The 14,503-nt window shown below is 67.4% G+C and carries 16 protein-coding genes; 4 read left to right on the forward strand and 12 right to left on the reverse strand.

What is annotated here, in order from left to right; all coding sequences use genetic code 11:
- Positions 1–4 precede the first annotated feature (4 nt).
- The 11 genes from ACP7C5_RS05150 to ACP7C5_RS05200 form a co-directional block, all read right to left on the reverse strand.
- Positions 5–1,123 carry a sensor histidine kinase gene (locus ACP7C5_RS05150; RefSeq protein WP_426263430.1) on the reverse strand — a complete coding sequence of 373 codons (1,119 nt, stop codon included), beginning with the start codon at positions 1,121–1,123 and terminating at the stop codon, positions 5–7.
- 124 nt (positions 1,124–1,247) lie between these two features.
- The gene (locus tag ACP7C5_RS05155) at positions 1,248–2,279 is read right to left on the reverse strand and encodes a hypothetical protein (protein WP_426263431.1); all 1,032 of its coding nucleotides are present in this window, start codon (positions 2,277–2,279) and stop codon (positions 1,248–1,250) included.
- 98 nt (positions 2,280–2,377) lie between these two features.
- Positions 2,378–3,277 carry an SDR family NAD(P)-dependent oxidoreductase gene (locus ACP7C5_RS05160; protein WP_133188895.1) on the reverse strand — a complete coding sequence of 300 codons (900 nt, stop codon included), beginning with the start codon at positions 3,275–3,277 and terminating at the stop codon, positions 2,378–2,380.
- A 166-nt stretch (positions 3,278–3,443) separates the two neighbouring features.
- Positions 3,444–3,809 carry a hypothetical protein gene (locus tag ACP7C5_RS05165; protein WP_133188893.1) on the reverse strand — a complete coding sequence of 122 codons (366 nt, stop codon included), beginning with the start codon at positions 3,807–3,809 and terminating at the stop codon, positions 3,444–3,446.
- An 82-nt stretch (positions 3,810–3,891) separates the two neighbouring features.
- Positions 3,892–4,584 carry a phosphate regulon transcriptional regulator PhoB gene (phoB, locus tag ACP7C5_RS05170; protein WP_133188891.1) on the reverse strand — a complete coding sequence of 231 codons (693 nt, stop codon included), beginning with the start codon at positions 4,582–4,584 and terminating at the stop codon, positions 3,892–3,894.
- A 5-nt stretch (positions 4,585–4,589) separates the two neighbouring features.
- A complete protein-coding gene (gene phoU, locus ACP7C5_RS05175) occupies positions 4,590–5,288 on the reverse strand; it encodes a phosphate signaling complex protein PhoU (protein ID WP_133188889.1) in 699 nt (232 codons plus the stop codon).
- A 7-nt stretch (positions 5,289–5,295) separates the two neighbouring features.
- Entirely contained in the window at positions 5,296–6,066 is a 771-nt protein-coding gene (pstB, locus tag ACP7C5_RS05180) for a phosphate ABC transporter ATP-binding protein PstB (RefSeq protein ID WP_133188887.1), read from the reverse strand.
- Entirely contained in the window at positions 6,063–7,376 is a 1,314-nt protein-coding gene (gene pstA / locus ACP7C5_RS05185) for a phosphate ABC transporter permease PstA (protein WP_426263432.1), read from the reverse strand. Before pstA ends, pstB begins: the two co-directional genes overlap by 4 nt.
- Positions 7,369–8,745 (reverse strand): phosphate ABC transporter permease subunit PstC, encoded by a 1,377-nt coding sequence (pstC, locus tag ACP7C5_RS05190; protein ID WP_322163226.1) that lies wholly within the window; start codon positions 8,743–8,745, stop codon positions 7,369–7,371. Before pstC ends, pstA begins: the two co-directional genes overlap by 8 nt.
- Positions 8,746–8,787: 42 nt before the next feature.
- Complete coding sequence (locus tag ACP7C5_RS05195) at positions 8,788–9,852, reverse strand: substrate-binding domain-containing protein (protein ID WP_426263433.1); 1,065 nt, start codon at positions 9,850–9,852, stop codon at positions 8,788–8,790.
- Between the two features lie 74 nt (positions 9,853–9,926).
- A complete protein-coding gene (locus ACP7C5_RS05200) occupies positions 9,927–11,162 on the reverse strand; it encodes an ATP-binding protein (RefSeq protein ID WP_322163229.1) in 1,236 nt (411 codons plus the stop codon).
- A gap of 79 nt (positions 11,163–11,241) precedes the next feature.
- Here ACP7C5_RS05200 and ACP7C5_RS05205 point away from each other — a divergent pair, with 79 nt between their 5' ends.
- From ACP7C5_RS05205 to ACP7C5_RS05220, 4 genes are read left to right on the forward strand one after another with little or no spacing between them, the layout of a single operon-like run.
- The gene (locus ACP7C5_RS05205; RefSeq protein ID WP_133188879.1) at positions 11,242–11,634 is read left to right on the forward strand and encodes a hypothetical protein; all 393 of its coding nucleotides are present in this window, start codon (positions 11,242–11,244) and stop codon (positions 11,632–11,634) included.
- 4 nt (positions 11,635–11,638) lie between these two features.
- The gene (locus tag ACP7C5_RS05210) at positions 11,639–11,926 is read left to right on the forward strand and encodes an HPr-rel-A system PqqD family peptide chaperone (protein ID WP_426263434.1); all 288 of its coding nucleotides are present in this window, start codon (positions 11,639–11,641) and stop codon (positions 11,924–11,926) included.
- Positions 11,923–12,783 carry an HprK-related kinase A gene (locus tag ACP7C5_RS05215; RefSeq protein ID WP_426263435.1) on the forward strand — a complete coding sequence of 287 codons (861 nt, stop codon included), beginning with the start codon at positions 11,923–11,925 and terminating at the stop codon, positions 12,781–12,783. The genes ACP7C5_RS05210 and ACP7C5_RS05215 overlap by 4 nt, the downstream gene beginning before the upstream one ends.
- Positions 12,783–13,793, forward strand: a complete 1,011-nt coding sequence (locus ACP7C5_RS05220; protein ID WP_426263904.1) for a nucleotidyltransferase domain-containing protein — start codon at positions 12,783–12,785, stop codon at positions 13,791–13,793. The genes ACP7C5_RS05215 and ACP7C5_RS05220 overlap by 1 nt, the downstream gene beginning before the upstream one ends.
- On the opposite strand, the gene ACP7C5_RS05225 is transcribed toward ACP7C5_RS05220, so the two are convergent.
- Positions 13,785–14,471, reverse strand: a complete 687-nt coding sequence (locus ACP7C5_RS05225; RefSeq protein WP_426263436.1) for an HAD hydrolase-like protein — start codon at positions 14,469–14,471, stop codon at positions 13,785–13,787. The genes ACP7C5_RS05220 and ACP7C5_RS05225 overlap by 9 nt on opposite strands.
- Positions 14,472–14,503: the final 32 nt, after the last annotated feature.

Consider the following 14,503-nt stretch of genomic DNA (forward strand, 5'->3'; position numbering starts at 1 on the left):
GCGCTTAGGCTATACCCGGCACGGTAAAGCACGCGATCGCTCCGCAGGTGGCGCGGTTGCGCAGCGTGATCACCCCGCCTTGCGCTTCGATAATCGCCTTGCAGATCGACAGGCCGATTCCCAGGCTGTCGGCCTTGGTCGTGACGAACGGCTCGAAGACATTGGGGAGCAGCATCCGGTCGACCCCGGGACCCGAATCCGCCACGCAGACCTCGACGACTTGCCCCTTGTCGGACGCGGTGACGAGGATGTCGACCGGCGTGCCGGCGGCGGCCTCGACGGCATTCTGCAAAAGGTTGAGCAGCGTCTGCTGGAGCAGGATCCGATCGCCGAGCACGATAAGCGAGTGCGGCAGGTCGAGCGTGATCCGCGCGTCTGGTCGCCCCAGCGTGACGATATCGGCGGCGTCGCGCAGCGTGTCGGTGAGCGCGACCTGTTCCAGCCGTGCTTCGGGGCGGGTCGTCAGCGATTGCAGGGTGCGGATGATGTGGCCCGCCGTGCGGCTTGCCTCGATCGCTGCCTGCAGCGACTCGAGCACCAGCGCGGAATCCCCCCGGCTTTCGACGACCGCACGCGCGACGGCCAGGTAATTGCCGATCGTCGTCAGCGGCTGGGTGAGTTCGTTGGCGATCGTCGTCGCCATCATTCCCATCGCATTGCGGCGTGATCCGTGAATCAGGTCGTTTCCCAGCGGACCGAGCCGCGCGCGCGCGGTGCCTGACGGACGTTCGCCATGCGGCTCGCCCATCGCTTTCTGGATGCTTGCCGGGCGGCACAAAGCGAGGAAGGCCGCCGTGATCTCGATCGGATCGGACGTCGGCGCATAGACCACGCTGTCCGGGACACCTGACGCTGCCCAGTCGCTGGTCCCCCGCGTCGACAGATAGCCGATCGCGACCGCCGGGTTGGCAGCGCGGGCCTGGCGCGCCACCTCCCACCCGCGCGGCAGCGCATCGTCATCGATTCGAACCAGGACTCCGTCACGGTCGAGCGCTGCGCGCGATACGGCGTCGTGCGCTACGAATGGATCGAGCGTCGCGCAGGCGCCGCCGTCGCGCTCGAACGCCGCTTGGAGCGAAGTGCGCACTCTGGAATGGCGGTCGACGATCAGAGCCGAGGTCACTCGGTGCCTCTTTCGTTGCGTTGAACGGCGCAAACGGCGCAAATATCCGCCTGCGTTCAAAGGAATACGCGAGATTCCGGTTTGCAACAAGGCGCACGACGAACGCCGCCGGGCGAGTCGGCCGCTAGGCGGCAACCAGCGTCGCGACCGGGGGCAGGCGCTCGCCAAGACCGCCGAGCAGGCCGACCACGATCCGCCGCATTGCCGGCCAGAAGGCGGAGAGCGTCAGCAAGGCCGAGCCGATCGCCAGTGCGGTGAACGCCCACGCCAGTTCGACCGCGCCCGCCGTCTGGAACAGCGCGTAGAGCGCATAGAGGACATAGGCGAGGCTCGAGACGAGCAGCGCGCGCCGGTCGACCGCGAGCGCGACGAAGGCGAAGGCGAGGTAAAGCGCGAGCACGATCAGCGCGGTGCCGATCGCGATTGCCCCGCCGAACACGCCGAGCATGTGGAAGACGGGATGCGCGATCATCGGTGCTGCGGCGAGGTGGAGCCAGAAGGCGACGTCGGCACGCCGCGTGCGGCGCTCGCGGTCCGACAGATCCCACGTCATCGCGAGCGCGAACATGCCGAGCCCGCAAATGAAGACAAGTGGATAGACCGCTTCCTTCACCAACGGGATCGCGGCGATCACCAGCGCGACGACGACGCCGACCAAGGCCGATGCGCCGGCGGCGACGGTGATCGGCACCATGAAGCGCCGCCAGTGCAGCCATGCGGCGCCCGCCATCAGCAGGCCGATGCCAGCGCCGATCGCCGCGCCGGCCTGGTCGCTCGAATTGGCGTGCAGCGCGACGAGCACGCCGACCGGCGTCGCACCGACACCGCCGACAAAGGCGAGCAGCAGCAGGATGCTCGGCAGCGCCATCCGCCGAAGGCGCGTGAAATATTCGGCGAGCCCCCAGGCCGCGACCGCGACCAGCGCGCCGGCAAGCGGGGGGGTGATCGATTCGCCGATCCAGCCGACCGCGAGGAGCACCAGCACGATCGCGATCGAGACGAAAATATCGTTGAAGCCCGACAGCAGCCGAAAGCTCTCTTCATCGACCGCGGGGGCTGCGTTGCGCGCGGCGATATGATTGCGCAGCGCGGCCGCCGCCTCGCGCGAAATCGCGCCTGCCGTCACCGCCCCGTCGATATCGCTTTCGCTGTACATAATCGTCTCCCTGTCGATGGGGAGCGTATCACGCGTGTATCAGTGTAGCAACACAGTAACTATCGTCGCCCCGGCACAGGCCGGGGCGACGCGCGAGGTCAGCCGCCCTGGAGCTTCTTGAGGATGCTCATCGACTGTTCGGCACCGTTCTGCGGGGTCATCTCGCCAGCACGGTCGGTGATCTCGGCCCAGTGCGCGGCGATGCCCTCGGGCGAGAGATCGTCGCCGCTCAGCAGTTTGCCCTGCGTCAGCGTGACATAGGCTGCCTGGAACACACCGGCGCCCGCGCCGATGATCATGTTGGTCGGCGATTCCTCCGACACGAGATAGAGCGCGGCCGGCGCGACCTTCTCGGGGGCGAAGGCGGCAAACGCCTCGGCCGGGAAGAGGTCTTCGGTCATCCGCGTGCCCGCGGTCGGCGCGATCGTGTTGACCTTGATGTTGTTCTTGGCGCCTTCGATCGCGAGCGTCTTGGTGAGGCCGGCAAGGCCGAGCTTGGCCGCGCCGTAATTCGCCTGGCCGAAATTGCCGTAAAGGCCGGTCGACGACGCCGTCATCAGGATGCGGCCATAATTCTGGGCGCGCATCGTCTCCCAAACCGCCTTGGTGACGTTGGCCGAGCCGTTGAGGTGGACGTCGATCACGAACTTGAAGTCGGCCGGCTCCATCTTGGCGAAGCTCTTGTCGCGCAGCACGCCGGCGTTGTTGATGAGGATATGAACGCCGCCCCAGGTTTCCTTGGCCTTGGCGACCATCTCGACCATCTGCTCATATTCGGTGACGCTGCCGCCGTTCGAGATCGCCTCGCCGCCGGCCGCCTTGATTTCCTCGACGACCTTCAGCGCCGCGTCGCTATGGCCGGTGCCATCGCGCGAACCGCCGAGATCGTTGACCACGACCTTCGCGCCGCGCTTGGCGAGTTCGAGCGCATAGGCGCGACCGAGACCGCCGCCGGCGCCGGTGACGATGGCGACCTTATCATCGAAACGGATGGACATGGATGGACTCCTCTAGGTGGTTTGAGGCGCGTCCTAGGCAATTGCGCGCGGCGTGCAAGCCGCGATCGGCATACTCCCGATACGAAAAAGCCGGCGTGCAGAGCTTCTGCACGCCGGCCGTAACGGCAAGTCTTGAAGGCTGCGGCCGGAAAAATCCGGCGCGGCCTCAGCGCTTGTGCATGCGCTTGCCCGAGTGCATCCGCGCGCCGGCAGCGTTCGACCGCTCGGTGCAGCCATCCTTCAGCGTGCGCGAGCAGGGCGGGTAGTCGCCGGTCGCTGCCATCGGTGCCGACGGCGTCGCCATCGATGCATTGGCGGCAGGCGTCGTGGCCGGCTGCGCCATTGCCGGATCAGCGGCGGGGGCGGCGGGCTGTGCCATTGCGGGGTCTGCTGCCGGGGCGGGCTGAGCAGGCATGGTTTGCGCCGGGGCCGGCTGGCTCATCGCGTCAGGGGTCGCCGGTGCTGGCGTGGTCTGCGCCAGCGCGGGCATTGCGACGGCAGCGGCGAGCGCCGCAAACATCATGATTTTCATAAACAGTCTCCTGCGAACGGGCAGCATTGTGTGCTGCTCGTCGGGTCAAACGCACATTGTGCCGCATGGGTCCCAATATTCTTTACGCACCCGAATCGAGTGCATAGCCCGCCGAACGCACCGTGCGGATGATATCGGGGCGGTCGCCGCAATTGATCGCCTTGCGCAGCCGCCGGATGTGCACGTCGACCGTGCGGCTCTCGATGTCGCTGTCATGGCCCCATACCGCATCGAGCAACCGCTCGCGCGAGAAGACCCAGCCGGGATGTTCGAGGAAGTGTTTCAGCAGGCGGAACTCGGTCGGCCCGAGCGGGATGACCTCGCCCGAACGCCGCACCTTGTGGCCGACGGTATCCATCTCGATGTCCGAATAGGTCAGCTGCTCGCCAGCGAGCGCCGGGCGCACCCGCCGCAGCACCGCGCCGACGCGCGCGACGAGTTCGCGTGGGCTAAACGGCTTGGTGACATAATCGTCGGCGCCGGTCTCGAGCCCGCGGACACGGTCCTCTTCCTCGCCGCGCGCGGTCAGCATGATGATCGGGACGTTGGCGGTCTCTGGCATGCGGCGCAGGCGGCGGCACACTTCGATCCCCGACAGGCCCTCGACCATCCAGTCTAGCAGCACGATGTCGGGGGTATTCTCCTTGGCCAGCAGCAGCGCCTCCTCGCCGTCGGGCGTCTGCGCGATCTCGAAATCCTCGCGCTTGAAGTGCCAGATCAGCAGCTCGGCGAGCGCGGCGTCGTCTTCAACCAGCAGCATTTTCGCGCGTGCCATATCGTTTACTCCGTCAGGCTGAGAAGGGTGCCGCGGTCACGTTCGACCATGTGCGTACCGGTTGCGGCATAGTAGATCATCTCGGCGATGTTCGTTGCGTGGTCGCCCACGCGTTCGAGATTCTTGGCGATGAAGAGCAATTGCGTGACCTGGCCGATCGTCCGCGGGTTCTCCATCATGTGGGTGACGAGCACGCGGAACAGGCTGTTGTAGAAATCGTCGACCTCGCGGTCGCGCTGGCACACTTCGACCGCGGCATCGGCGTCGCGCGCGGCGAAGGCGTCGAGCGCGTCGTGCACCATCCGCACCGCGAGCGCCGACATGGCGGGGAGCACCGAGAGCGGCTCGATCTCGCCATGGCTGTCGATCGAGGGGACGCGCTTGGCGATATTCTTGGCATAGTCGCCGATCCGTTCGATCACGCCCGCAATTTTCAGCGCGGCGACGACTTCGCGCAGGTCGTCGGCGAGCGGCGCGCGCAGCGCGATGATGCGGACCGCGAGCTGCTCGACCTCGAGCTCGAGCGCGTCGAGCTTCTTGTCGCCCGCGATGATGAGCTGCGCGCCTTCGAGGTCGTGGCGGCGCAGCGCTTCCATCGCGCCGGCAATCGCGTGTTCGGCCATTCCGCCCATCTGCGCGATGAGGCCGCGCAGCTGGCCGATATCGGCGTCGAACGCCTTAACTGTATGGTCGTTCAATGGCATGTCCTGTTCACCCGTAGCGGCCGGTGATGTAATCCTTGGTGCGTTCCTGCCGAGGATTGGTGAAGATGTCCGAGGTCGCGCCATATTCGATCAGCGTGCCCAGGTGGAAGAAGGCGGTGCGTTGCGACACGCGCGCGGCCTGCTGCATGTTGTGCGTGACGATCACGATCGCGTAGCGGCCCTTCAATTCGTGGATCAACTCCTCGATCTTGGCTGTGGCGATCGGGTCGAGCGCCGAGCACGGCTCGTCCATCAGGATCACCTCGGGGTCGACCGCGATCGCGCGCGCGATGCACAGCCGTTGCTGCTGGCCGCCCGACAGCGCAGTGCCGCTGTCGGTGAGGCGATCCTTGACCTCGTCCCACAGCCCCGCGCGGCGCAACGAGCGTTCGACGATCTCGCCGAGTTGGGTCTTGTTGCCGGCAAGGCCGTGGATGCGCGGGCCGTAGGCGACGTTCTCGAAGATCGACTTGGGGAAGGGGTTTGGCTTCTGGAACACCATGCCGACGCGCGCGCGGAGCTGCACGACGTCCATTTCGGGGGCGTAGATGTCCTCGCCGTCGAGCGTGATGTCGCCCTCGACCTTGGCCGCAGGAATTGTGTCGTTCATGCGGTTGAGCGTGCGCAGGAAGGTCGATTTGCCGCAGCCCGACGGGCCGATCAGCGAGGTGACGTGGTCCGAACCGAAATCGAGCGACACGTCGTCGATCGCTTTCTTGGCGCCGTACCAGACGTTCACGTGCTGCGCCGAAATCTTGTGTTGGTTGGGAATGCTCACCAGCGGGTCTCGAATTTGTTACGGAGGTAGATCGCGAAGCCGTTCATCGCGAGCAGGAAGACGAGCAGGACGATGATCGCCGCGCTGGTCTTTTCGACAAAGCCGCGATCGATCTGATCGGACCATAGGAAGATCTGCACCGGCAGCACGGTCGCCGGATCGGTCAGCCGCGCGGGCGGCGAGGCGATGAACGCGCGCATCCCGATCATCAGCAGCGGCGCAGTCTCGCCGAGCGCGCGCGCCATGCCGATGATCGTGCCGGTGAGGATGCCGGGCAGCGCGAGTGGCAGGACGTGGTGGAAGACGACCTGGATCGGGCTCGCCCCGACGCCGAGCGCGGCATCGCGGATCGACGGCGGGACGCCCTTGATCGCATTGCGGCCCGAGATCACGATCACCGGCATCGTCATCAGCGCGAGCGTGAGACCACCGACGATCGACGCCGAGCGCGGCAGCCCGAAGGTGCCGAGGAAGACCGCGAGCCCGAGCAAGCCGAAGATGATCGAGGGCACCGCGGCGAGATTGTTGATCGAGACCTCGATCAGATCGGTCCAGCGGTTCCGCGGCGCATATTCCTCGAGATAGAGCGCCGACAGCACCCCGACCGGGAAGGCGATCAGCAGCGTGACCAGCATCGTGAACAGCGAGCCCTTGAACGCGCCCCAGATCCCCGCGCGCGTCGGATCGTTCGAGTCCGATGCGGTGAGGAAGGGGAGGTTGAAGCCGGTCGAGATCGCATGCCGCGCCTTAAGCTTCGCGACGATTGCCTCGGAGGCCGGATCGCCCTGGCGCTTGGCGGCGACGTCGATCGCATCGGCGGCGGGCACCCAGATCGTCGCGCGCGCGCCGAGCAGCGCAGGGTCGCGCTTCAGCGCCTGGCGCACGCGCAGCCAGCCGCCGTCGGACACCCAGCGATCGCCGTCGGTCCCGAACGCGGCCTTGGCCGACGAATCGGTCAAGCCTTCGATATTGGCGGTCGACAGCGCGAGATCGGCGCCGGGTCCGCGCAGGTCGGCCGGCGTCAGCAACAGCCCCGAATGCGCGAAATCGACCGGCAGCGCGATCTGCGTCTGCAGGAATCCGCTGGCGCCGTTATACACCATCGTCACGAGCAGCACCGCGAGGAAGCCGGCGGAAAGCACGACCGCGCCGAGCCCGAGCCAGCGGAAGCGTCGCTCGGCGGCATAACGCTTGCGGATTCGGCGCTGCATCGACTGCGTCCGCCAGTCGGTCGGCGCGCGCTCGGCCGGGCCGGTGGCGGTGGTCGCGACATCGGGGACGAGCCCGCTCAGGATTGGGGCGTCACTCATAAGCTTCGCGATACCGTTTCACGACCGTCAGCGCGACGATGTTGAGGAGCAGGGTGATGACGAACAGCGTGAGCCCGAGCGCGAAGGCGGCGAGCGTCTTGGGGCTGTCGAACTCGGCTTCGCCGGTGAGCAGGTCGACGATCTGCTTGGTCACGGTGGTCGCGCTGGCGAACGGGTTGAGCGTGAGCGTCGCGACGCCGCTCGCCGCCATCACCACGATCATCGTCTCGCCGATCGCGCGGCTGACCGCGAGCAAGACGCCACCGACGACACCGGGAAGCGCCGCGGGAAGCAATACGCGGCTGATCGTCTCGGACGAGGTCGCGCCCATCGCCAGGCTCCCGTCGCGCATCGCGCCCGGCACCGCCGCCAGCGAATCGTCTGCCATCGAGGAGACGAACGGGATGATCATCACCCCCATCACCAGCCCCGCGGCGAGCGCGCTTTCCGAGCTCGCCCAGGTAATGCCGAGCGACACCGCGACATCGCGCACCGCCGGCGCCACCGTCAGCGCGGCGAAATAGCCGTAGACCACGGTCGGCACGCCCGCGAGCACTTCGAGGATCGGCTTCATCCAGCGCCGTGCGCGCGGCGTCGCATATTGCGTGAGATACACCGCGCTCATCAGCCCGAACGGGATCGCGACGAGCATGGCGATCACCGCGCCGATGAAGAAGGTGCCCCAGAACAACGGCACTGCGCCGAGCGTCTTGCCGGGGTCGGCCGGGTCGATGACTTGCGGGCTCCAATGCGTCCCGAACAGGAAGTCGCCGATCGGCACGACGCTGAAGAAGCGCCACGATTCGAACAGCAGCGACGCGACGATCCCCATCGTCGTGACGATCGCGATCAGCGAGGCGGCGAGCAGGCACGCCATCACGACGCGCTCGATCTTGCTGCGCGCGCGGAAATCGGGGCGGACGCGGGTATAAGCGAACCCGCCGGTCGCAAAGGCGAGCAGCAAGGCGACCGCCGAGCCGATCCAGTCGTTGCGGTTCTGCGCCGCAGCATAAGCGGGCGCGAGCTTTTGCGACAACGGGTTGAACGCGCCGAAGCTGTTGCCCGCGGCGAGGCTGCGCGCTTCGGACAGGATCGCCGCGCGGTCGAACCCCGGCGGCGGCAGCTGCGCGGCGGCGGGATCACGCAGCACGCGGTCGGTCACCAGCGCTGGCGAAGTCGACGCCCAGACGCACAGGAAGAGAGCGGCGGGCAACACCGTCCACAAGGCGACATAGCCGCCGAAATGCGACGGCAGCGAGCTGAACCGGGCGGTGCTGCCGCGGCGGAAGCCGACGGCACGCATCCGCGCCGTCAGCCAGCCGATCAGGCCGAGCCCGGCAATGACGAGGGAAAGAGTAAGGATCGACAAAGCGGGTGGTTCGATTTCGTGTTCGAGGTGTGGGAAAGGCGGTCAGAGCAGCTTGGACGGATCCAGCGACGCTTCGGCCTTGATGATGGCTGCGCTGCGCTTGCGCACGTCGTCGGGCGCGGCGATCAGCCCCTTGGCGACGAGCGGCCCCTTGGGATCCCACGACTGCGCATAGACTGCGAGAAATTCGCGCAGCCCCTTGATCGCGGTGAGATGCGCCTTCTTGACGTAGAGGTAGAGCGGGCGCGACCCGGGATAGGCGCCGCGCGCGATCGTCTCATAGGTCGGCTCGACGCCGTTGATCGGCACGCCGTTCAACTTGTCCTTGTTCTGCTCGAGATACGAATAGCCGAAGATGCCGATCGCATTGGGGTTCGACTGGAGCTTCTGGACGATCAGATTGTCGTTCTCGCCGGCATCGACATAGGCGCCGTCCTCGCGGATCGCGGTGCAGCCCTTGGCATAGCCGGCGGCGTCGGTCTCTTTCTTGTCGGCGAGCGCGGGATTGATCGCGTCGCAGCCCTTGGCGAGGATCAGCTCGGCGAGCGCATCGCGCGTGCCGCTGGTCGAGGGCGGGCCGTAGACCTGGATCGGGATCGCGGGCAGCGCTGGGTTGACGTCCTTCCACGTCTTGGCGGTGTTGGGCTGGCCCATCGGCGTGGCGGCGAGTGCCTTGTACAGGTCGACTGCGGTCAACTGCAGCTTGGGGCCGCTCATCGATTCGGCGAAGGCGACGCCGTCGAGCCCGATCTGGACCTCGATGATATTGTCGACGCCATTGTCCTTGCAGGTACGATACTCGCTCGCCTTCATCCGGCGAGAGGCGTCCTCGATGTCGGGATGCGCCGCCCCGACGCCGGCGCAGAACAGCTTCATCCCGCCGCCCGTGCCGGTCGATTCGATCGCGGGCGACTTCATCCCCGGCGTCTTGTTGATGAGCTGCTCGGCGACGATCGTGGTGAAGGGGAAGACAGTCGACGATCCGACGACGGTGATATGGTCGCGCGAGCCGGCGCCCCCGCCATTGGCCTGGTCCTGGCAGGCACTGAGTGCCAACGCTGCCGCACTGCTGGCGGCAAAGGCGACGATCGCGCGTTTCCGGTTCATGGATTCTCCCCTCGGACCGAAGGGTCCGTAGAATCGCAATACCATCGCGACGGACCGCCTGTGTGACACTGTCGTTACCGTTTGATGACAGCGCCCGTCTGGCCGTGCGCTGGAAGCAGAATTGTCACCGTGGTTCCCTTGCCCACGGTGCTCGTCACATCGAACCGACCGCGGTGGCGCTCGATGATATGCTTGACGATCGCGAGCCCGAGCCCGGTCCCGCCCGCCGCGCGGCTGCGGCCCGGGTCGACGCGGTAGAAGCGCTCGGTCAGGCGCGGGATGTGCTCGGGCGCGATCCCTTCGCCCTCGTCGGTCACGCTGATCCGCACCATTCCCGCCGGATCGCGCCACAGCCGAACCGTCACCGGCGTACCGGCGCGGCCGTACTTCATCGCATTGCCGATGAGATTGTGGAGCACCTGGCTCAATTGCGCGCGGTCGCCGGCCACGGGCGGCACCCCGAGGTCGAGGTCGGCGACGATATCGGCGCTGCGCGTGTCCTGCGCGTCGAGCAGTTCGGAGCGGACTTCGCCGATCAGCGCGCCGACATCGACCGCGCGATCGGGCAGACGATATTTCTCCGCCTCGATCCGGCTGAGCGAGATCAGGTCTTCGACCAAGCGCTGCATCCGCCGCGCCTCGTCGAACATGATCTTGAGGAAGCGCCCGCGCACCTGCGCGTCCTCGCCCGCCTTCTCGTCGCCGAGCGTCTCGATATAACCGAGGATCGAGGCGAGCGGGGTGCGCAATTCGTGGCTCGCGTTCGCGACGAAGTCGACGCGCATCCGCTCGGCGGCGTAATTGCCGGTGCGGTCGACGAGTTGCACGATCCGCTGACCACCCCCAGCGCGGCTGACATGCATTTCCCAATGCTGGTCGAGCGCGCCGAGCCCGACGAGATTGGTCGGGCCCTGCAGATTGCCCGTCGACGGACCGGCGAGGCGTTCGGCGGCGCCGGGGTGCCGGATCGCGACGCGCACGTCCTCGCCGACGATATGCTTGCCGAGCAGCCCGAGCGCGACGGCATTGGCATGCGTCACGCGCCCTTCGGCGACGATCAGCACCGGCTCGACGATCGCCTCGATCACGTCTTGCGTCTCGGGCGGGGCGAGCGCGGCGGCAGCGGGGACGGGGCGGGGCAGCTCGATCGGGCCGTCGCCGGTGCCCGTCGCGACGAGCGCCGCGGCAATCCCGCCGACCAGCGTGACCAACGCGGGCTGCAGATCGCCCGCAAGCAGGAACACTGCGATCGCCGCGACGACGATGAGACCGATCGCCGTGATCGTCCGAGAACCGAAACCCTGGAGCATTTCGCCGCCTTAGCCCAAAGATGCTTAAGCTCGATAGCCTTGCTTGCCAGCGATTTGCGAATGTGAAATGGCTGTCACCATGACCGACGTTCCGCCAGAGACCCCGAACGCCACGCGCCGCCGCGCGCTCATGCTCGGCGCGGCCGGCGCCGCCGCGGTCGTCTCGATCCGCCCGGCGCTCGCCGCGACCACCGCGTCGATCTCGACCTGCGAGATTCCGGTGCCCGATCCGGGGCGGGCGGGCAGCTACATCGCCGCCGACGGCACCACCGTGCCGCGTGGGACGCTGGGGGCGTTCGCGCCGCCCGGAAGGCCGTTCAAGGGCGAAGAGGTGAAGACCGCGCTGGCCGGCGGACAGCTGCCGGGAACGAGCTATCAGCAGAGCCGCGCCTACACCAATTACATCCGGCGGCTGCAATCGGGGACGAGCGGCTTCACCTGCTTCGCGTCGTTGCAGATGCCGCGCGGCTGAGCCGGTGGCCCTGGCGGACGACACCGTCCTCTACCGCATGGCGCGGGCCGAGAGCCTGAGCATCGTCCATCTCGACAGTTTTTCCGCAGTCTATCACCGCGCCTCGAGCATCACGCACCTCATCACCGCGCCAGCGCCCGAGATTCTCGCGACTTTGGGCGAGGCGGGGATGACGCGCGCGGCGCTGCTGGACCGCTTGGCGCGCGACTATGCGCTCGGCGATGCCGATATGGATGTGCTGCGCGAGCGGCTCGACGAACTCGTCGCGACCGGCCTGGTGTCGCGCGCATGAACCACCAGTTCAGCGTTGCGATCGGGCCTGTCGGTTTCCGCATCGGCTCCGATTGGCGCGCGCCGATCGCGCAGCTCGAGACGCTGTATCGCGCCTATCCCAAGCCCACCGATGGTGTCCCCGATTTCACCGTGCGCCTCTTCGCCGCGCGGCCGTGGCGGCGCGTGCTGCGCCCCTCCGTGATGATCGGCGGCGATTTCGTGCTGCCCGAGGCGGCACCGCTGCCGCTCGCGCAGGGGCTGCTCGCCGCCGAGATGGGGATGAACCTGCAGATGGCGCTCGGCCAGCGCCGCTATCTGCTGCTCCACGCCTCGGTCGTCGAGCGCGACGGCGATGCTCTGATGATGACGGGCGTTTCGGGCGCGGGCAAATCGACGCTCGCGGCGCTGCTGTCGCTGCGCGGATGGCGTCTGATGGGCGATGAATTTGCCTTGCTCGATCCCGAAACGGGACAGCTCCATGCCTTTCCGCGGCTCGTCAGCCTGAAGAATGCGAGCATCGCGACCGTCGCGGCCGAGGCGCCGGCGGATCGCTTCGGGCCACTGCTCGAGGGCACCCCCAAGGGCACGATCCGCCATTTCGTACCCGACGCGCACGCGATCGCGACGATGATCCAGCCGGCGCGCCCGGCGCTGATCCTCTTCCCGAGCTTCGGCTTCGAACCCGCCGCGCGCGACGTCGCGGCGAGCGAGGTGTTCGTTCGGCTGACGCAAGCCTCGACCAACTATGTCGCGCTCGGCGAGCGCGGCTTCGATGCGCTGACCAAGCTCGTGACCTCGGTCCCGGCGCGCGCGATCGACTATCCCGATACCGCCAGCGCGATCGCGCAAGTGGAAGCGGCGTGGGCGGCGCGATGATGCGCCGCGCGCCAGACGGCTGGCTGCTGGCGCGCGCGCTGCGCTTGCCCGAAAGCACGCTCGCGCTCGACGCGGAGGACTGGACCGCGTTGCTCGCGATCGCCCGCGCGGAGCAGATGCTCGGCACGCTCGCATGGCGGCTCGATGGAATGGCGGTTCCACCGAATGTCGGGCGCATTCTCGAAGATGCGTGGCGCTCGGTCGAACAGGGCCGGGTCGTCGCCTTGTGGGAAGCCGAGGCTGCCCGCCGCGCACTCGCGCCGATCGACGAGCGCGTCGTGCTGCTCAAGGGCACCGCCTTCGTCGCCGCCGATCTGCTGGCGGGGCAGGGGCGGTCGATCGGCGATCTCGACATCCTCGTGCCACGCGCATCGCTGGATAGGGTCGAGGCGGCTTTGCTCGACGCGGGGTGGGAATGGGTCAAGCCCGATCCGTATGACGATGCCTATTACCGCCAGTGGATGCACGAGCTCCCCCCGCTGATCCACCGCCACCGCGATCGGATGATCGACGTCCACCACACGATCCTGCCCCTGACCGCGCGTATCACCCCCAATGCTGCGGCGTTGCTCGCCGATGCGGTTGAGGTCGCGCCGGGGCTGTGGGCGCTGTCGCCCGAAGACATGGTCGTGCATGCCGCCGCACATCTGTTTGCCGACGGCGATCTGGCGGGCGGGATGCGCAATTTGTGGGACGTCCACTGTCTTGTCGAGCAAGACGGTGTCGCGGGATTGGCCGAGCGAGCCGCAATGCACGGATTGAACCGCGAGGTCGCGCGCGCGCTGCGGCTTGCGGCCGCGCTGTATGGCGACGGCGCCGGTTCAAGGCTCGTCGACCGCCTCTATCTCCGCCGCGTCACCGCGCGCGACGGTTGGGGGCGCACCACCCGTCCGATGACGCGGATGGCGTTCTACATCCGCTCGCACTGGCTGCGGATGCCGCCCGCGATGCTCGCGCGGCACTTATGGACCAAGTGGCGCAAGGGCGGCGCCGGGCCCGCCTCAGGCTGACAGGCGATCGAGCGTCGGCAGCAGATCGGCGAACGAATCGATCACCGCGTCGGCGCCCATCTCCTCGACCGGCTCAAGCAGGAAGCCGAAGCTAACCGCGATGCCGGGGATTTCGGCGTTCTTTGCTGCCATGATGTCGTAGATCGAATCGCCGACGAACGCCGCGCGGGTCGTGCCGATTTCGCCGCCGCAGCGCCGGATCATCTCGTCGATCGGCGCGCGGTTGGGCTTGGACAGGCCCGGCCCCATCGTGTCGCCGCCGATGATGCACGCGAAGCGCTCGGTCAGCCCGAGATCGGCGAGCAGCGTAAGTGCAAGGCTCTCGAACTTGTTGGTGACGACCGCGCTCTTGATGCCGCGCGCGTCGAGCTGGTCGAGCGCGTCGATCACGCCAGGGAAGGGGCGCGTATGGACCGAAAGGTGCGCGGCATAATAGGCCAGCATCCGCTTGTAGAGCGGGCGGAATTCCTCCGGCGTGCAACCGCCGGTCGCCTCCAGCCCCTGCGCCAGCATATGCTTGGCGCCGCCGCCAACCATCGTCTTGACCTGCGCCACCGTCAGCAGCGGGCGCCCAGCGAAGTCGAGCGTGTCATTGACCGCGGCGGTGAGATCGCCGCTGCTGTCGACCAGGGTGCCATCGAGGTCGAACCCCACGATCTGAAATGAATTCGTCGTCATGCGGCCCCGCCTGGCAGGGTTGCTATGGAATT

This window comes from Sphingomonas sp. PWP1-2 (assembly GCF_049898305.1).
Taxonomy (GTDB): domain Bacteria; phylum Pseudomonadota; class Alphaproteobacteria; order Sphingomonadales; family Sphingomonadaceae; genus Sphingomonas; species Sphingomonas glacialis.

Bases quoted from the DNA above. Each gene is read 5' to 3' on its own strand.
- ACP7C5_RS05155 (WP_426263431.1), bottom strand. From the start codon at position 2,279: ATGTACAGCGAAAGCGATATCGACGGGGCGGTGACGGCAGGCGCGATT.
- ACP7C5_RS05160 (WP_133188895.1), bottom strand. From the start codon at position 3,277: ATGTCCATCCGTTTCGATGATAAGGTCGCCATCGTCACCGGCGCCGGC.
- ACP7C5_RS05165 (WP_133188893.1), bottom strand. From the start codon at position 3,809: ATGAAAATCATGATGTTTGCGGCGCTCGCCGCTGCCGTCGCAATGCCC.
- phoB (WP_133188891.1), bottom strand. From the start codon at position 4,584: ATGGCACGCGCGAAAATGCTGCTGGTTGAAGACGACGCCGCGCTCGCC.
- phoU (WP_133188889.1), bottom strand. From the start codon at position 5,288: ATGCCATTGAACGACCATACAGTTAAGGCGTTCGACGCCGATATCGGC.
- pstA (WP_426263432.1), bottom strand. From the start codon at position 7,376: ATGAGTGACGCCCCAATCCTGAGCGGGCTCGTCCCCGATGTCGCGACC.
- ACP7C5_RS05195 (WP_426263433.1), bottom strand. From the start codon at position 9,852: ATGAACCGGAAACGCGCGATCGTCGCCTTTGCCGCCAGCAGTGCGGCA.
- ACP7C5_RS05200 (WP_322163229.1), bottom strand. From the start codon at position 11,162: ATGCTCCAGGGTTTCGGTTCTCGGACGATCACGGCGATCGGTCTCATC.
- ACP7C5_RS05205 (WP_133188879.1), top strand. From the start codon at position 11,242: ATGACCGACGTTCCGCCAGAGACCCCGAACGCCACGCGCCGCCGCGCG.
- ACP7C5_RS05215 (WP_426263435.1), top strand. From the start codon at position 11,923: ATGAACCACCAGTTCAGCGTTGCGATCGGGCCTGTCGGTTTCCGCATC.
- ACP7C5_RS05220 (WP_426263904.1), top strand. From the start codon at position 12,783: ATGCGCCGCGCGCCAGACGGCTGGCTGCTGGCGCGCGCGCTGCGCTTG.
- ACP7C5_RS05225 (WP_426263436.1), bottom strand. From the start codon at position 14,471: ATGACGACGAATTCATTTCAGATCGTGGGGTTCGACCTCGATGGCACC.